12 protein-coding genes are annotated in these 15,308 nt (G+C 67.0%); all 12 read left to right on the top strand.

Translation table 11 applies throughout. The annotated features are described in order from the left end of the window. Positions 1-58 precede the first annotated feature (58 nt). Complete coding sequence (locus tag AB4083_RS04640; RefSeq protein WP_441606585.1) at positions 59-715, top strand: DUF4255 domain-containing protein; 657 nt, start codon at positions 59-61, stop codon at positions 713-715. A gap of 1 nt (position 716) precedes the next feature. Next, positions 717-1,736 carry a hypothetical protein gene (locus tag AB4083_RS04645; RefSeq protein WP_441606586.1) on the top strand — a complete coding sequence of 340 codons (1,020 nt, stop codon included), beginning with the start codon at positions 717-719 and terminating at the stop codon, positions 1,734-1,736. Positions 1,737-1,778: 42 nt separating this feature from the next. Beyond that, complete coding sequence (locus AB4083_RS04650; RefSeq protein ID WP_441606587.1) at positions 1,779-3,167, top strand: phage tail sheath family protein; 1,389 nt, start codon at positions 1,779-1,781, stop codon at positions 3,165-3,167. A gap of 200 nt (positions 3,168-3,367) precedes the next feature. Continuing rightward, entirely contained in the window at positions 3,368-3,808 is a 441-nt protein-coding gene (locus AB4083_RS04655) for a phage tail protein (protein WP_026636669.1), read from the top strand. Positions 3,809-3,813: 5 nt separating this feature from the next. Beyond that, on the top strand, positions 3,814-4,269 hold the full coding sequence (locus AB4083_RS04660) for a phage tail protein (protein WP_441606588.1): 456 nt from the start codon (positions 3,814-3,816) through the stop codon (positions 4,267-4,269). 40 nt (positions 4,270-4,309) lie between these two features. Continuing rightward, complete coding sequence (locus AB4083_RS04665; RefSeq protein ID WP_441606589.1) at positions 4,310-4,498, top strand: DUF5908 family protein; 189 nt, start codon at positions 4,310-4,312, stop codon at positions 4,496-4,498. Further along, a complete protein-coding gene (locus AB4083_RS04670) occupies positions 4,498-5,217 on the top strand; it encodes a CIS tube protein (RefSeq protein ID WP_441606590.1) in 720 nt (239 codons plus the stop codon). Before AB4083_RS04665 ends, AB4083_RS04670 begins: the two co-directional genes overlap by 1 nt. Next, positions 5,214-6,980 (top strand): type VI secretion system tip protein VgrG, encoded by a 1,767-nt coding sequence (gene vgrG / locus AB4083_RS04675; protein WP_441606591.1) that lies wholly within the window; start codon positions 5,214-5,216, stop codon positions 6,978-6,980. Before AB4083_RS04670 ends, vgrG begins: the two co-directional genes overlap by 4 nt. Positions 6,981-7,166: 186 nt before the next feature. Continuing rightward, complete coding sequence (locus AB4083_RS04680; protein ID WP_441606592.1) at positions 7,167-7,436, top strand: PAAR domain-containing protein; 270 nt, start codon at positions 7,167-7,169, stop codon at positions 7,434-7,436. Positions 7,437-7,440: 4 nt separating this feature from the next. Continuing rightward, positions 7,441-7,881: a GPW/gp25 family protein gene (locus AB4083_RS04685; RefSeq protein ID WP_441606593.1), complete on the top strand. Its 441-nt coding sequence runs from the start codon at positions 7,441-7,443 to the stop codon at positions 7,879-7,881. 4 nt (positions 7,882-7,885) lie between these two features. Continuing rightward, the gene (locus AB4083_RS04690; RefSeq protein ID WP_441606594.1) at positions 7,886-11,554 is read left to right on the top strand and encodes a baseplate J/gp47 family protein; all 3,669 of its coding nucleotides are present in this window, start codon (positions 7,886-7,888) and stop codon (positions 11,552-11,554) included. Then, positions 11,551-15,288: a hypothetical protein gene (locus AB4083_RS04695; RefSeq protein ID WP_441606595.1), complete on the top strand. Its 3,738-nt coding sequence runs from the start codon at positions 11,551-11,553 to the stop codon at positions 15,286-15,288. Before AB4083_RS04690 ends, AB4083_RS04695 begins: the two co-directional genes overlap by 4 nt. Positions 15,289-15,308: the final 20 nt, after the last annotated feature.

Consider the following 15,308-nt stretch of genomic DNA (forward strand, 5'->3'; position numbering starts at 1 on the left):
GCCGCGCACGGGCTGGCCTGCGTCCTGGGAAGGGCGGGGCCATTCGCGAGGGGGCAACATGCTGTCGCATGCATTGACGATCGTCGCCAATGAGCTGGAGCGGCACCTGTCCGACACCTACGGCGTGCCGGCGGTGTCGCCGCAGGTGCGCCTGGGCAATATCGCCGAGGGCGTGGGCGGCGGCGCCGGCAGCCCGGGTTCGATTCCGCGCGACGTGCTGGCCTTCTCGATGATCAATATCCGCGAGGAGAAGACGCTCAAGAACCTGGTCCAGCCGGTGCGCAACGACGCCACCCTGCGCGTGCAATACCAGAACCCCGCGGTGTTCCTGAACTTCCACATCATGGTGGTGGCCACGCACACCAGCTACACCAATGCGCTGCTGCTGCTCTCGCGCACCATCAAGTTCTTCCAGTTCGCCAACGTGTTCGATCAGAACTCGGTGGCGCCGGCCTCGCTGGTGACCAATGCGCCGACCAATGCGCTGGACCAGCTGGAGACCTTCAAGCTGATCTTCGACATTTACTCGCCGACCATGGAAGAGGTGAACCATTTGTGGGGCACGCTGGGCGGCAAGCAGTATCCGTTCGCGCTGTACACGCTGCGGCTGCTGGAAATGCAGCTGCGCGCAACCCAGGCCGAGGCCGGCCTGATCACCGAGCTGGCCGGCAACACCGCCGCGCCGTCCCTCAGCCAGATCGGCCTGGTGGGTTGAGATGAGCGAACACGCGACCACTGCCTACCGCCGCCTGTTCGAAGTGCGCTTGCTGCACCACTACTGGCTGGACGACGGCGGCCAGCGCTTCGATACGCTGCCGGCCGACCTGCAGGCTGCGCGCCTGCTCGGCTACGACGTGCGCCCGCTGCTGCGGGTGGTGCCGACGCCGTCCACGCTCAAGCAATTGAGCGGACTGCGCTGCCTGTTCATGCCGACGGGGCAGGGCTTCGTGGTCGCCGCGCCGAGCGAAGCCACCTTCGATGCGAATGCCACGTTCTCCTTCGCCGTCTCGATCGCCGGCGGCGAATGCCTGGACTACACCGCGCTGACTTTCCGCGCGCAGGCGATCCAGGCCGCCGCCGATCCTGCCGACCTGTCGCCCACCCGCGTGGTCTACCGCTACAAGGCGGACGTGCCGGTGCTGTCCAACCTCACCGGCGCCAAGCGCAATCTCGGCGCCGGTCCGGTGCTGTTCCTGTCGCGCGATTACCCGGCGCCTGCCGCCAGCGACGCGGTGGAAGCGCTGGTGCTGTCCGGCGGCGCGCTGCTGCAGCTGACCAGCGACAACCCCGGCGCGGCCACCCAGCAGCTGGGCAGCTCCGCCGCCGACCTGCCGGTGTTCCTGCACCAGGGCGACGTGCCCCCGATCGCGCCGCCGGCCGGTGTAGTGGGCGCACCGGCGCGCGGCGTGCAGTTGGGCGACGACGTGCCGGACGACGTGTTCGCCCTGATCACGCTCACCGCGGTGCGGGCGAGCGACGACGACTTCAGCTTCGTCGACGGCACGGGCGCGCCGAAAGCGCCCGCCACCGTCTACGAAGTGCGTCTGAAGAACCGGTCCACCTGGTGGACCTATCTCGACAAGCGGACCGGCGCGCTCGACGCGACCGAACCGCAACCGCTGCCGCTGACCTTCTTCGGCAATGCGGGAACCCGGCAGAAGCCTTCGCGGGGCATCGTGAAGGCGCAGATGAGCGGCGCGCGCGTCACGCAGCTCGTCTCGGAGATCTACATCTAGTTTTCAAATCAACCAGCTCGCGGAACGAGGGAGTTCACGGTCATGGCCTACAACACACCTGGCGTCTACGTTGAAGAAATCTCGGCGCTGCCGCCGTCGGTGGCCGGCGTCGCCACGGCGATTCCCGCCTTTATCGGCTACACCCAGCAGGCGGCGCAGAACGCGGCCGGCGATCTCACGCTGAAGCCGCTGCGCATCACGTCGATGGTCGAGTACGAGAAGTACTTCGGCGGCGCCGATCCGGAGGCGAAGATCAAGGTCGCCATCACCACCGCCACGGACGGCAGCGTCAACGCGCTGGCCAGCCTGGCCGAAGCGGACCGCTCCGCGCACCTGATGTGGTACGCGCTGCGCCTGTACTTCGATAACGGCGGCGGCCCTTGCTACATCTGCTCGGTCGCCAACTACAAGGCGCTGGACCTCACCGAGCTGGAGAAGGGCCTCACCGCGGTGGGCAAGGAAGACGAGCCGACCCTGCTGGTGTTCCCGGAGGCGCAGTACCTGGCCATCGCCGACTGCAAGACCCTGTACGACCAGGCGCTGCAGCAGTGCGCCGCGCTGCAGAACCGCTTCCTGATCATGGACGCGCACGGCGGCGCGGTATCGCTCAACGACGCCGGTGCCGACATCGGCACCGCGGTGAAGAACTTCCGCGACAACGGCACGCCGGCCAACAACCTCAAGTACGGTGCGGCCTATGCGCCGAACCTGGAAACCACGGTGCGCTTCGCCTACGACGACACCCAGACCGACGTGACGGTCGGCGTCAACACCTCCAAGCTCAGCGCGCTGGAGGCCACCGACAACCAGTCCTACAACGTCGCCATCGGCGCCATCAACAAGCTGGCCTGCAAGCTGCCGCCCGCCGGCGCCATGGCCGGCATCTATGCCGCGGTGGACAACGCGCGCGGCGTGTGGAAAGCGCCGGCCAACCTGAGCGTGTCCGATGCGATCCAGCCGACCATCACCATCGACGGCGGCGCGCAGGACACCATGAACGTGGACAGCACCAGCGGCAAGTCGGTCAACGCGATCCGCGCGTTCACCGGCCTGGGCACCCTGGTCTGGGGCGCGCGCACGCTGGCCGGCAACGACAACGAGTGGCGCTACGTCAACGTGCGCCGTTTCTGCATCTTCGCCGAGGAATCGATCCGCCGCGCCACCCGCCAGTTCGTGTTCGAGCCGAACGACGCCAATACCTGGGTCAAGGTGAAGGGCATGATCGAGAACTTCCTCACCTCGCTGTGGCGCCAGGGCGCGTTGATGGGCGCCAAGGCTTCCGATGCGTTCTCGGTGCAGGTCGGCCTGGGCAGCACCATGACGGCGCTCGATGTGCTCGAAGGCCGCATGGTGGTGGTGGTGGGGCTGTGCCCGGTGCGGCCGGCCGAATTCATCGTGCTGCGCTTCGTGCAGACGATGCCCGTTTCTTGAGTCGAGCTTCAGGACTGGCGTCCTTCTCCCTCCGGCGACCCGAAGGTAGTCCCCGTGGGAGAGAAGGTGGCGGCAGCCGGATGAGGGTCCGGCCGGAGCGCAACTCACCACTCCGCCCGAACCCTCACCCCAACCCCTCTCCCGGTGGGAGAGGGGCTTAACCATCGCCCTCGATGACGTTGCTTTCAAGGAGTTGAGCCATGAGCCAGCAAGCCTATCCCCTGCCGCGATTCCACTTCCAGGTGGACTGGGGCGGCACCATGATCAGTTTCACCGAAGTCACCGGCCTGGTGATGGAGCGCGAGAAGATCGAGTACCGCCACAGCGATAGCCAGGACTTCCACAAGATCGCCCAGCCCGGCCTGCAGAAGACCGCGGCGCTGGTGCTCAAGCGCGGCAAGTTCGAGAAGGACGTCGACTTCAACACCTGGTTCGAAGACGTGGCCGACGACCGCGCCAACAAGCGCCGCGACGTGATCATCCGCCTGCTCAACGAAAAGCATCAGCCAGTGGCGGCATGGAAAGCCTCGCGCTGCTTCCCGCTGAAGGTCACCGCGCCCGACCTGAAGTCCGACGCCAACGAGATCGCCATCGAGAGCGTCGAAATCGCTCACGAGGGCCTGAGCCATATCGACGTCTGACCGCCATGAGCGATTACTACCCGCCCTGGAGCTTCTACTACAAGGTCGAGTTCATGCTCGACGACAAGCCCGCGTCCGCGGCCGACGCGCGCTTCCAGACGGTCTCGGGCCTGTCAGTGGAGTACGACTTCGAGAGCTTCAAGGAAGGCGGCGAGAATCGCTTCGAGCACAAGCTGCCGGTCCGCACCAAGTACGCGGACCTGGTGCTCAAGCGCGGCATGCTGATGGGTTCGGCGGTGCTGGACTGGTTCACGGCGGCGTTCCGCGACCGTGAATTCAAGCCCGCCGACATCAACGTGATCCTGATGAACGAGCAGGGGCAATCGCTGCGCACCTGGAACGTGGCGCACGCGATTCCGAAGAAGTGGTTGATCAGCGATCTCAACGCCAACGAAAACAGCGTGGTGATCGAAACCATGGAGCTGTCATACCGCTACTTCAGCCTGCAGGACGCGAAGTAGCTCTCATCCATCCCCGCTTCATTGCATCGGGCCATCGGACATGCCGGTCGAGATCAAGGAACTGCACATCCGTGTCGCCGTCTCGGGCAAGCCGCCCGCGGCAGCCGGTGCGTCCGGCGGCGCCGCCAAGCAGGCCGCGGCGGCCGGCCAGGCGGCGGGCAAGGACGAACTGGTGGCCGAGTGCGTCGAGCAGGTGTTCGAACTGCTCCAGGCGCGGAAGGAACGCTGATGGCCGACTCCGGCAAGCACGGCAAGATGCTGATCCTCGCTTTCGCGGACTCCAAGTCCGCGGAGAACGGCGGGGTGGCCGAGGCTGACGACTCCTACGAGGCCTTGATCAATCCGGAGACCTACACGCTTTCCTACAAGCTGAAGTTCTCCGAGGGCGGGCAAGGGCAGGGCAGCAGCGGCAAGCAGCTGAAGTACGAGTACACCGAGCCGGCGGAGATGGCTTTCGAATTCCTGTTCGACAACACCGGCATCATCGACGGCGAGCCGCGCGATTCGATCGTCGACGACCTCGCGCGTTTCATGAAGGTGGTGATCGAGTACCAGGGCGACGCGCACGAGCCGCGGCATTTCAAGCTGGTGTGGGGCCAGAACTCGATCTTCAAGGGCCGCGTCACTTCGGTCGACATCGTCTACAAGCTGTTCAAGTCCGACGGCACGCCGATCCGCGCCACCGCCAAGGTGAACTTCAAGAGCAGCATCGAAGAGGAAAAGCGCGCGGCCAAGGAGAACAAGCAATCGCCGGACCTGACCCACGTACGGCGGGTGAAGCTGGGCGACACGCTGCCGCTGCTGTGCCAGCAGATCTATGGCGACCCGCGTTACTACCTGCAGGTGGCCGACCGTAACGGCTTGACCAACTTCCGCCGGTTGACGCCGGGGATGACCCTGCGCTTTCCACCGATCGCCAAGACCACGCAGACGGGAGGCGGCACGTGAGCGACCCGTCCAGCGTCCCGACTCCGGCGACTCCGGATGTCTGCACCGTCGAGATCCTGATCGGCGGCCAGGCCTTGCCCGGCACCCTGCACGTGCAGTCGGTGACGGTCACGCGCGAGTTGAACCGGATCCCGTCGGCGGTGTTGCAGATCGACGACGGCGAAGCGTCCAAGGGCGGCTTCCCGGCCAGCGACGGCGACCTGTTCGCGCCGGGCAAGAGCATCGAGATCCAGTTCGGCTACCGCTCGCAGAACACCACGGTGTTCAAGGGCACGGTGGTCAAGCAGCGCCTGAAGGTGCGCAAGAACGGCAGCACGCTGAGCGTGGACTGCTATGCCGACGCGGTGAAGATGACCGCTGCGCGCAAGAGCAAGTATTTCGTCGACCAGAAGGACAGCGACATCGCCGGCGCCTTGCTCGATGCACACGGGCTGGCCAACGATGTCGAGGCGACCAAGCCTGATCTGAAAGAGGTGGTGCAGTACGACGCCACCGACTGGGATTTCCTGCTGTGCCGGGCCGAGGCGAACGGGCAGGTGGTGCTGGTGGGCGACGACAAGGTCTCGGTGGCCAAGCCGAAGTTCAGCGGCTCGCCGGTGCTGCAGTTGCTCTACGGCTCCACCGTGCTGGAGCTGGACGTGGAGATGGATGCGCGCTGGCAGAGCAAGGGCATCAAGGCGCTGAGCTGGAAGGCGGCCGACCAGGAAGCGATCCACGCGGACGCTGCAGAGCCCGCGCCACCGTCGGCCGGCAATATCGCCGCGGCCGACCTGGCCAAGGTGCTGGGCGACGATGTCGACGATCTGTTCCACGGCGGCGCGCTCGACCAGGCCCAGCTGCAGGCCTGGGCCGACGCGCGGCTGCAGCGCATGCGCCTGGCGCGGCTGCGCGGACGCGCGCGCTGCCAGGGCTTCGCCGGCGTGCAGCCGGGCCAGGTGGTGCAGATCGACGGCATCGGCCAGCGCTTCCAGGGCAAGTTGTATGTGTCGGCCGTGCGCCAGACCGTAGCCAGCGGCAATTGGGAAACCGACGTGCAGTTCGGCCTCGGTCCGGAGACGTTCGCCGAGACTTACGAACTGCGACCGCTGCCGGCCAGCGGCCTGCTGCCTGCGGTGGCCGGATTGCAGATCGGCGTGGTCACCCAATTGGAGAGCGATCCGGCCGGCGACGACCGCATCAAATGCCGCCTGCCGCTGGTCTCGACCAGCGAAGACGGCATCTGGGCGCGCCTGGCCACGCTGGACGCGGGCAAGGGCCGCGGTACCTACTTCCGTCCGGAGATCGGCGATGAAGTGATCGTCGGCTTCCTCGGCGACGATCCGCGCTACGCGGTGGTGCTGGGCCAGTGCCACAGCAGCGCGCATCCGGCGCCGGAAGCGGCCAAGGACGACAACCACCACAAGGGTTACGTCAGCCGCGAAAAACTCAAGCTCACGTTCGACGACGAGAAGAAAGTGATCGGCCTGGAAACACCGGCCGGCAACAAGATCAGCCTGTCCGAAGACGCCAAGGGCATCGTGCTGAAGGACCAGAACGGCAACAGCATCACCCTCGACAGCAGCGGCATCACCATCGAGAGCGCCAAGGACCTGGTGTTCAAGGCCAAGAAGGACGTGAAGCTGTCCGGCACCAATACCGAGTTCAGCGCCAAGAGCGCGTTCAAGGCCACGGGCACGGGCACGGTCGAGCTGTCGGGTGCACAGACCAAGATCAGCGGCGACGCGACCACGGTGATCAAGGGCGGGATCGTGCAGATCAACTAACTATGGAAAACGCAACTCGCCACCGTTCGAACCCGTCATTCCAGCGAAAGCTGGAATCCAGCGCCTCAAAGGCGCTGGACCCCAGCTTTCGCTGGGGTGACGGCGAGGTGCGGGGGCGACTCTAAGGGGCCGCGTCCATTTCGATGGACGCGGCTGGGCAATGGATGCAAGGGACGGAACAGGGCCATGGGACTCGCGGCAAGGGTAACGGACATGATCGTCAGCTCCGCCACGTTCGGCGCACCGGTGCCGATCGTGCCGCCGGGCGCACCGACGGTGCTGATCGGCAGCATGCCGGCGGCGCGCCTGGGTGATGGCTGCGGCCTGGACGTGATCCTGCTCGGTTCCATGACGGTGCTGATCGGCGGCCTGCCAGCCGCGCGCATCGGCGATCCCACCGGCGCCGGCGGCATGGTCAGCGCGCCGGGCTGCCCCACCGTGCTGATCGGAGGCTGACGCCATGGATCGCGATTTCCTCGGCCGCGGCTGGTCGTTCCCGCCTGACTTCAGCGGACCGGTGCCGGGCGTGGCCATGCTGGAGGACGAAGCCGACGTCGCCTCGAGCCTGCACGTGCTGCTCAGCACGCGGCCGGGCGAGCGGGTGATGCAGCCGGCCTACGGCTGCAATCTCAGCGAGCTGCTGTTCGAAAGCCTGGACACGCGGATGAAGACGCTGATCGCCGACAAGATCGAATCGGCGGTGCTGTATTTCGAGCCGCGCGTGACGCTGGACCAGGTCAGCCTGGACGACAGCGGCATCGCCGACGGCCTGGTGCTGATCCAGGTGGCCTACACGGTGAAGTCCGCCAACTCGCGGTTCAACTTCGTCTATCCGTACTACATCCGCGAAGGCACCGACATCAATCTCACCACGACCAACCTGCTGCCGGACAACGGCTGACGTCATGGCCAACGACTGCTCCCATAACGATGATCCCTTGAAGCTGGTGCGCGAAGGCACCAGCCAGGACGAGCGCGCGCCGGCCGCGCTGGCGCCGGATGCGGCGCCGGTGGATGCGCGCACCGTCGCGCACGACATCGTGTTCGCCCAGGCCTATGCCGGCCTGCTCAGCCGCTATAGCGCGGCGAATGCGCTGGCCGGCGACTGGCGCGATTACTTCGGCGGCGACATGACGGTGCCGCTGGCAATTGCTGCGATCGAGGACGTCGATGCGTACAAGACCACCGTGCGCGAATGGTTCGATTTCCTCAACGATATGGACAACGCCGGCGATGCCGGCGCACTGCAGGATCGCCTGGGTTATCTGTACGCCGCGCTCGGCGCGCTGGCCGAGGCGCTGGATGGCCTGCAGCAGAAGCTGGCGGATGAAACGCCGCTCAAGGGCACGCTCGACAACCTGGTCCGGACGCAGCTCGCGCCGGCCTTCGCGCGGCTGATCGCCTACTACAAGGGCGGCGTGGCGCTCGGCGTGGTGAACGCGGTGGCGCCGGTGCCGCCGTTGCGCGTGCTGCAGCATCCGGCCAAGGCCTTTGCCGACGTGCTGGCTGGCGGCCTGTCCGGTGCGTGGAGTGGCGGTGCGGCCTGGGCTGGCTATGTCGGCGCTATTGCCGCGGACGACTCGGTCTACGGCGCTGGCGGCGCGCCCGATCCGTTCGTGCGTATCAACCATTGCGCCACGCACAACCTGTTCCGCTCGGTGTTCGACCTGTTCCTGAAGGTGCTGATGCGCACCGCCAGCGAAGCGCAGGCGGGTCTGGCCGATGCGCTGGCCAATGTCTCCGCGCATGCGCCGCACTACGCGCTGTATCTGGCCTTCCTGCAGCTGCTCACGCATGCCAGGGAGGCCGGCAACGGGCTGACCCAGCGGCATCTGGATTTCTACTACGCCACCATCCTTGGCCTGCAGCCGCGGCCGGCGCAGCCGGGCCAGGTGCATCTGCTGGCCGAGCTGGGCAAGCAGGCGACACAGTACGACTTCGCGCCAGGCACTTCGTTCAAGGCCGGCAAGGACGCCAACGGCAAGCCCGCCTTCTTCGCCAGCCTGGACGATCTGGTTGCCAACAAGACGGTGGTGACCTCGCTCAAGACGGTGTATCGCCATGGCGGCGAGCCGCTGACTTCCGGCGACGACGACCAGGGTCGCCTGTACGCCTCGCCGGTGGCCAACTCCGACGACGGGCAGGGCGCGCCGCTGACCTCGCCGGACCTGTCCTGGCAGCCGTTCTTCAACAAGGACTATGTGGACGGTGCGCTGCAGGCGATCGACATGCCTCCGGCGCAGATCGGCTTCGCCGTCGCCTCGCATCATCTGCTGCTGGCCGAAGGTACGCGCTATGTATTCCTGCGCCTGCAGCTGCGCGACGCGCTGCCGGCGGGTTTCGACCTGTCCGACGACGTGCTGTGCCAGTTCAGCACCGCCAAGGGCTGGTTGGCGCGCGAGCCGCTGTACTTCGCCGCCAGCAGCAGCAAGACGCTGGATCTGTGGGTCGCCCTGAGCGGAGCGGACGAGTCCGTCGTCCCGTACGCCGCGGCGACGCAGGGCTATAACTTCGACACCGGCCTGCCGCTGCTGCTGGTGACGCTGAAGCAGGACGTCCAGCGCGATTACGCCTACGCGCAGATGCAGGGCCTGGTGCTCAACGCGTTGGAGCTCTACACCTGGGTCGGCGGCATCAAGACCGTGGCGGCCACCAGCGATACCGGTCCGCTGGACCTGTCCAAGCCGTTCCAGCCGTTCGGCGCCTCGCCGGTGAAGGGCAGCAGCCTGGTGGTCGGCTGCAAGGAGATTTTCCAGAAGCATCTCGATGGGTTGTCGCTGCAACTGCAGTGGCAGGTCGATCCGGCGGTGTATTCGGTGAGCATGCCGAACGTGCTCGCCGACCTGCTGCAGGCCGGCAGCTGGACGCCTTCGGGCGCGTCCACCGTGGCGCTCGGCAACAGCACGGACTACACCTACGTCAGCCTCGGCAACAAGGCCAACGGCACCGTGCTGGATGCGCCGGATGTCGAAGCCGACGAACCGTACAGCACGCAGGCGCGCCAGGGGTATGTGCGCCTGCGCCTGGATGGCGGCATCGGCCAGGACGCCTACCAGACCGCGTTGATCGCGTGGTTGCGCAAGGACGCCAGCGCCACCGATCCGGGGCCGCGTCCACCGCAGGGGCCGGTGGCTGCGGCGCTGACGCTGTCGTACCAGTCGTCCACGATGCTGGCGCTCGATACCGCCACTGAAGCCGCGTTCCAGTCGCGCGCCGGCCGCTTCTTCCATCTGGCGCCGTTCGGTACCGCCGAACGGCATCCGTATCTGTGCGGCGGCGGCAACGTGTCCTTGCTGCCGCAGTTCTCCTTCGTGCGCGGCAATACCACGCTCGGCAGCGAAGCGGAGTTCTATATCGGCCTCGTCGGCCTGCTGCCGCCGCAGAACCTGTCGCTGCTGTTCCAGGTGGCGGATGGCACGGCCAATCCGCTGGCGACCAAGCCGGTGCCGCATATCGACTGGTCGTACCTGGTCGCCGACCAGTGGGTGCCGTTCCCGCAGAACGCCGTGGTCGACGCCACCGGCGGCCTGCTCAATTCCGGCATCGTCACGTTTGCCGTGCCGCGCGATGCGAACACCGACAATCGCCTGTTGCCCGCCGGCCAGTATTGGATCCGCGCCGCCGTGCACGAGGCCAGCGACGCAGTCTGCCGCCTCAAGCTGGTCGCGGCGCAAGCACTGCAGGCGGTGTTCGCCGACCAGGGCAATGCGCCGGACTTCTCGGCCGCGCCGCTGCCGCCGGGCACGGTGTCCCAGCTCGCCGCGCCGGATGCGGCAGTGAAGGGCATCACCCAGCCGTATCCGTCCTTCGGCGGACGCGGCGCCGAGCGCATGCCGGATTTCTACCGGCGCATCAGCGAGCGCCTGCGCCACAAGGACCGCGCGATCGACCTGTGGGACTACGAGCGCCTGGTGCTGGAAGCCTTCCCGCAGATCTACAAGGTGAAGTGCCTCAACCATACGCAGTACGAGCCGGCCGACAGCAGCGGCAGCAGTCCGTGCAGCGGCGGCATCTACCGCGAGCTGGCGCCCGGCCACGTCACCGTGGTGGCGCTGCCGAACCTGCGTGGGCAGGTCCAGCGCGATCCGCTCAAGCCGTACACGAGCCTGGGCGTGCTGGCCGATATCCAGGCCTATCTCGGCGCGCGCAGCAGCGGCTTCGCGCAGCTGCACGTCAAGAATCCGCAATTCGAGGAAGTGCGCGTGTCCTTCACCGTGAAGCTGCGCGATGGCTATGACCAGGCTTACTACTCGGTGCAGTTGCAGCAGGCGATCACGCGCTTCCTGTCGCCGTGGGCATTCGACGGCACCGGCACGCCTTCGTTCGGCGGCAAGATCTACAAGTCCGCGCTGATCCATTTCGTGGAGACGCAGGCCTGCGTCGACTACGTCACCGACTTCCGCCTGTTCCAGGACCTGCCTTGCCAGGCGCCGGGCGGCGTCGATCTCGATGAAGCCGTCGGCTCGCGCGCCGTCTCGATCCTGGTCTCGGCGCCGGCCAGCAAGCACCAGATCACCGTCATCAAGCCCGCGCCGGACCCGGCGCTGGCGGAAAGCTGCGGGTGCGACGCATGAACAGCCTCCAGCCCATGAACGCGCAGGCGCTCGCCGCGCAGCCCGCAGTGGATCCCTCGCTGGATTACTACCAGCTGCGGCGCGAAGGCATCGGCCACGTCCAGCAGGCGGGCCATCAGCAGTGGACGGACTACAACGTCCACGATCCGGGCATCACCATCCTGGAAGCGCTGTGCTACGCGATCACCGACGTGGGTTACCGCATCGAGTGGGATATCGAGGACATCCTCGCGCCGCCGCTGCCGTCGGCCGATCCCGCGCAGCCGTATCCCGACCAGGCCTTCTTCACCGCGCGCGACGTGCTCACGGTGAACCCGGCCACGGTCAATGATGTTCGCCGCACGCTGATCGACCTTCCCGGCGTGAGCGACGCCTGGGTGCTGTGCAAGAGCTGCGCCTGCGAAGTCAGCTACTGGGCGTATTGCGACCTCGCCGGCAACCTGGTGTTGCAATACGGCCAGCCCGCGAGTCCGCCCAACCCCGCCAGCGAAACCTGGGTGCTGGGCCTGTACGAAACCCTGCTGGAGCTGGACGACGATCCGGAGCTGGGCGATCTCAACGACCGCACCGTGGTGCAGAACAGCGCGCTCCACGATGGCGACGGCGCGCATCCGATCCTGATGGAGCTGCGCTTCCCGGATATCGCGCTGCTGGAACGCGATGCGTGGCTGCGCTTCCTCAGCGACGACGCGAGCTTCGCCAACCCCGCCGACTTCAGCATCGAGCTGACCCGGCTGGGCGCGACCAAGACCTATAACGTGTTCGACCTGCCGGATCCGGCCGACCGCGACGCCTACCTGCGCCAGCAGTGGAACGGCGTGTTCTATCTCAGCCTGCGCATCGGCTTCAGCGGCTCGCCGGAGGTGATCGATATCGAGAACGCCGCACTGCGCGTGTTCGCTGACGGCGCCGTGCAGGACGCCGTCAGCGCCGGGGCCTGGCGCACGCTGTTCAGCGATGCCACGCCCGCCGGCTTCGTGCTGCGCTATCGCAAGAAGGCCAAGGCCACCGCGGCCGCGGTGGCCGGCGCCAAGGCCGCGCTGCAGCAGTACCGCAACCTGGGCGAGGACTATTGCCTGATCGACCATGCCGGGGTCGAGGACGTAGCGGTCTGCGCCGACGTGGAAGTGCGGCCGGATGCCGATATCGAGCGCGTGCAGGCGAGCATCTGGTTCGCGCTGGAGCAGTACATGACGCCGCCGGTGCCGTTCCGCACCCTGCAGGAGCTGCAAGCCCGCGGCGTGGCGGTGGAGGACATCTTCGACGGCCCCGCGCTGGACAATGGCTTTATCGAGGACGCGGACCTCGCCGCGGCCGAACTCAAGGCGATGCTGCGCGCCTCCGACATGGTCCACCTGCTGATGGATATCGACGGCGTGGTGGCGGTGAACCAGCTGCGCCTGACCAAGTACGACGACGAAGGCCAGCTCGTCGCCGGCGCCGCCGACCCGACCTGGATCAACGACCAGCCGGTCTATGACCCCGGCAAGACCAGCGCGGCCTGGCTGCTGGCGATCAGCCCGCGCCACCAGCCGCGGCTGTATCTGAACCAGTCGCGCTTCCTGTTCTACAAGGACGGCCTGCCGTTCCTGCCGCGCGTCGACGAAGCGACGGATACGCTCAACCAGCTGCGCGGCGATGCCGACCGCCCGAAGAACCCCGGCGCGCCGAACGACCTGCCGGTGCCGGCGGGCGTGTACCGCCAGCCGGACGACTACTTCCCGGTGCAGTACAGCTTTCCGCTGGCGTACGGCATCGGCCCCGACGGCCTGCCGCCGCGCGCGCTGCCGGCGCGCAAGGCGCAGGCGAGCAACCTGAAGGCCTATCTGCTGGTGTTCGAGCAACTGCTCGGCAATGCGCTGGCGCAGCTGGCGCATACGTCGGATCTGTTCTCGCTCGACCCCACCGTGGCGCGCAGCTATTTCGTCAAGCCCTTCGACGCCAGCCTGATCAAGGATCTGGCGACGATCGCCGACCCGCTGAAACTCACCCGCGCCGCGGTCGAGGCGCTGGTGGAAACGCCGGCCGAGTTCCAGTCGCGCCGCAACGCTTTCCTCGATCACCTGCTCGCGCGCTTCGGCGAGCAGTTCAGCGAATACGCGCTGCTGCTGACTCAGGCCGCCGGCGACGCGGTGGCGAAGTCGCGGCTGATCGACAACAAGATCGCCTTCCTGCGTCGCTATCCGGCGGTGAGCCACGACCGCGCCAAGGCGTTCGATTACCAGACCGAGCCGAATGCACCGGGCAACGAGCCGGGCATCAAGCAGCGCATCAACCTGCTGCTGGGCTATCCGGACCTGAGCTATGCGTGGACCGCCGGCGCGCCGGCGGGCAGCGCCTATCCGGTCGACTATCAGCTGGCCGACGGCATCGGCACGCTGCAGTTGCAAGGCGCCGTCAGCGTGACCGCCGACAGCGCGGCCAAGGCAGGCGAGGGCGCGTATCGCCTGCTGCTCGACCGCATGATCCTCGACGAGGCCTATACGATCGCCTCCGTCGCCGGCGGCAGGTTCGCACTGGTGCTCGAAGATGCCGCATCGACCGAGATCGGCCGCAGCGCTACATCGTTCGCCAGCGCCGCCGAGGCCACGGCGCTGAAGGAGACGCTGCTGTCATGGAGCGCGGGCGCGCGCACCCTGGTGATCGAGCACATCCTGCTGCGTCCGAAGTTCATCGGCGATGCCTTGTATCCGGCCTGTTGCGAAGACGGCTGCTCGACCTGCGGCAGCGCGGATCCGTACTCGTTCCGGCTCACCTATGTGATGCCCGGCTGGACCGTGCAGTACACCGACAACCTCGACCTGCGCCGCTACGCCGACCGCACCATCCAGCGCGAGACGCCCGCGCATCTGCTGGCCAAGATCTGCTGGGTGGGCAACGACGGCTATGTCGAGAACCCCTGCGATGGCGTGGTGGAAGACCTGGCCGACCTGTTGCAGGCGCAGGGGCTGGCCGCGGACGCCACGCCGCCGTCGAGCGACGATGCCTGCGCCGACGCGCATATGATCCTGGACGAATTCGGCGCCGCGTTCGCCGCCTGGTTCGCCGACAAGAAGCTCAGCTTCCTGCGCGAGGATGCGCTGGCGGCGGCGATCGGTGCGCAGTTCGGCGGCGTCGCGCAACCGGCGGACGGCGAATACAAGACGCTGTTCACCGCCGCGCTGTGGGACGCGGTGCGCGCGTTGATGACCACGCGCTTCACCGAGATCGCCAGCCAGGGGTGGCAGTTCGAGCGGTTCGAAGCGGCCTGGCGCACCTGGCTGGACGCCAATGCGGCGATCGACTGGACCGACGAGCGGCTGGTCGAACGGGTGGAAGCGCTGCTGTCCGCCGGTGTGCAGAGCAGCAACGCCACGGCGGCCGCACTGTGCGGCTGCGCCGGACGCATCGTCACCGACTACGGCAGCGCCTACTACGCCTGGATGCACGACAACCTCGCGGCGGGCCATGCCTTCGAAGACCTGACCCCGTTCGCCGCACCCGCGGTGAGCCTGTGCGCGGGCCTGAGCTTCACACCCGGCACGCAAGCGAAGATCGCCGCGCTGCTGCAGGAACGCTACGCCGCCTATGCCTTGCCGTCCTACTGGCTATGGGTGGTGACGATCCTGCTGGCCGGCCTGCGCAATACCTACCCGGGCGCCACCCTGCACGACTGCGATGAAGGCAGCGATTTCAATCCGGTGCGCCTCGACAACACTGCGCTGGGCAATTACCCGCGCAAGACCACTCTTTGACTTTGACGACGGAGATCGCT

It is taken from the genome of Dyella sp. 2RAB6, from assembly GCF_052115385.1.
In the GTDB taxonomy this organism is placed as follows: domain Bacteria; phylum Pseudomonadota; class Gammaproteobacteria; order Xanthomonadales; family Rhodanobacteraceae; genus Dyella_D.